Raw genomic sequence first — 2,855 nt, 5'->3', positions numbered from 1 at the left:
TTCACAAAAATAAGGGGTAAATTAGTCTTCAAATTGAAAATCGGGTCAACATCTTGAAAATAATTCACTCCTCCGACTGGCATCTTGGTCAGTATTTCATGGGTAAAAGTCGCCAAAAAGAACATCAGGGTTTCCTTAATTGGCTGGTTGAGCAGGTTCTTGAGCATGAGGTTGACGCCGTTATTGTTGCCGGCGATATATTTGATACCGGGGCTCCACCTAGCTATGCTCGCGAACTTTATCACAAGTTTGTGATTGACTTTAGTGAAGCGACAAACAAGGCTGTGCCTCTCGTTATTGTTGCCGGAAATCATGATTCTGTCGCCATGCTTGAAGAAACCTCTGACTTGCTTGCACACTTCAACACGCATGTAATTTCTTCTGCAAACGAGAATACCTACGAGCAACAGCTATTGCCCGTGACAGGCGCTGCTGGAGAAATAAAGGGAATTATATGTGCCGTTCCATTTCTAAGAGCTAGAGACCTGGTTGGTAGTCACTCCGGTTCGACAGGGAAAGAAAAGCAACGAGATGTACAAGATGCGATAAAGCAGCACTATCAGGTGCTTTATAGTAAGGCACTGGGTTTAAGAGATGTTAATGATTCAAAGATCCCGATTATTATGACAGGGCACTTAACAGTCGTCGGCGCGCGCACAAGTGAATCGGTTAGGGATATTTATATCGGCACCTTGGAGGCGTTTTCAGCATCATCATTTCCCTCGGCAGATTACATTGCCCTGGGACATATCCATAAACAGCAGCAAATTAAGGGCAATGGCAATATCTACTATAGTGGTTCGCCAATTCCGCTTAGCTTTGACGAGCTAAACCAGAAAAAGTCAGTGCAAGTGGTAGAGTTTGATGAGGCTGGTGTGACGGTGGATGCCATAGATGTACCGGTTTTTCAGCAGCTGTACAAAATAAAAGGAAACCTCGAGGAGATTAGCACTAAACTTTCAGAGTTGAAGGGCGGTCGTGATGGCAGTGCTTATTGTTCAGAAAGCAATGGTGACCTTAGTGAGACTATTTGGCTTGAGGTAGAAGTTGAAGAACAGGATTATCTTGAAGACCTTCAGAAACGCATCGAAGAGTTAGTGGTCGATAGCAATATCGAAGTGCTTTGTTTGAAGCGCAGCAGAAATCGAAAAGGGTTAAGCCTGGTCGCCGAAAGTAGCGAACGTTTACAGGAGCTTAAAGCAAGCGAAGTCTTTGAAAAACGGCTGTCATTAGAGCCAGATGGAATCGATGATGCACTAAAAAGCCGTCTGCAACAGATGTTTAAAGAGGCGCTGCTACAAGCTGAGCAAGGAGACAAGCTCTAGAGCTGCAGTTATGAAAATACTAAGTATTCGCCTTAAGAACATCAACTCTCTACGAGGGGAGTGGTTTATTGACTTCACTCAGGAGCCTTTCGCAAGCAACGGTTTATTTGCAATCACTGGGCCTACTGGTGCCGGAAAATCTACGCTGTTAGATGCAATTTGCCTTGCCTTATACCACCAAACACCGCGTTTAAATGAACCATCACCTGCTGAGAAGGTAATGACTCGTCATTGTCACGAATGCATGTGTGAGGTGGAGTTCAGTGTTAAGGGTGACCAGGTTTTTCGCGCATTTTGGGAAGTAAGAAGGGCGCGAAGCAAAGCTGATGGAAAATTACAAAGCCCCAAAGTTGAGCTAGCACTACTCGGGGCCGGTGAGGAGGGGCGCGATAAAATTATTGCTGATAAGCTCCGCGACAAACTAGAACATATCGCCGAAATAACGGGCTTGGATTTTTCACGTTTTACAAAATCCATGCTTCTGGCTCAAGGTGGCTTTGCAGCCTTCCTCAATGCAAATTCGGGAGACCGGGCAGAACTTCTTGAAGAGTTAACGGGAACGGACATATACGGCAGAGTTTCTAGCGAGGTGTTTGAACGCTTTCGACAAGAAAAAGAGCGACACACGCTACTGACGGCCAAGTTGGAAGGTCTAGAGCAGACTAGTCCCGAGGAGCTTGAATTACTGTATGCTGAAGAACAGGCCCTCGAAGAAAAGCGTAAGACTGCTTTGCTTAAAAGAGGCGATATTCAGGCACAGGTTTCTCATATTGAAAAGCTTGAAAAATTGCAGGCGAGTAATAAGCAGTGTCGTTCAGCGCTCGATGCGCATGTTCAATATTGCGACAGTTTAGCACCCGAGTTTGCAAGGCTTGAAAGAGCCCTACCAGCGAGAGTGCTCTCACCATATTATGAACAATATCAGCGCGCTCAAGCTCAACAAAACCAATATGATAAAAACTTCCAGGAAATCAATGCCTCTTGTAGCTTAAAGCAAGAGGAATTCCACCTATTAGAAGGTAATTGTCAGCTTGCTAAAAATGAATACCAGGATGCTCAGAATACCCATGTAAGACTAGAAAACTTTCTAGTTGAGCAGCTGGTTCCTTTAGATCAAGGTATTACTTCCCAGCAGAAAAGCATATCAACCGCCGATGCCGAATTAGTTGAAATAGACGCCAGAAAAACTCAAACGCTAAAACAGCTGCAAGACTGTGCCAAGCAGATTAAAAATAGCCACGACATAACTAAGTCCGTGGGCGAGTGGCTGGAAAAGCATGAGTGGCTTAGAGGTGCGCAAACCCAGCTTGACGGGATTGCCACGCTATTCCAACAGTATAACCGGGTAAAAGAGCAAACGGTGTCTCTGGCAAAGCTGCTTGAAAGCGACAATGCAGTTAAGTTGGCGAAGGAAAAAGGCCTAAGAGAATTAAATTCGCAACTTGTTATCCGAGAGCAAGAGCATAAAAAACTCCTTAGTCGATCTTCGAGTGCAAAAACAGCACTAGATCGCTTTCTAGAAGAGCTTAA

Annotated in this window: 2 protein-coding genes; both read left to right on the top strand. The window is 44.9% G+C overall.

Going from position 1 to position 2,855, the window contains the following annotated elements:
• Window positions 1-53 precede the first annotated feature (53 nt).
• Window positions 54-1,325 carry an exonuclease subunit SbcD gene (gene sbcD, locus A3735_RS12960; RefSeq protein ID WP_068513726.1) on the top strand — a complete coding sequence of 424 codons (1,272 nt, stop codon included), beginning with the start codon at window positions 54-56 and terminating at the stop codon, window positions 1,323-1,325.
• A gap of 10 nt (window positions 1,326-1,335) precedes the next feature.
• Window positions 1,336-2,855, top strand: a 1,520-nt coding sequence (locus A3735_RS12955; RefSeq protein WP_156499647.1) for an AAA family ATPase, incomplete at its 3' end; no start/stop codon positions are given.

The sequence above is a fragment of the Oleiphilus sp. HI0061 genome (genome assembly GCF_001635675.1).
Note: the sequence above shows the minus strand (reverse complement) of the source record. Positions and strands in the feature narration are given on the sequence as shown.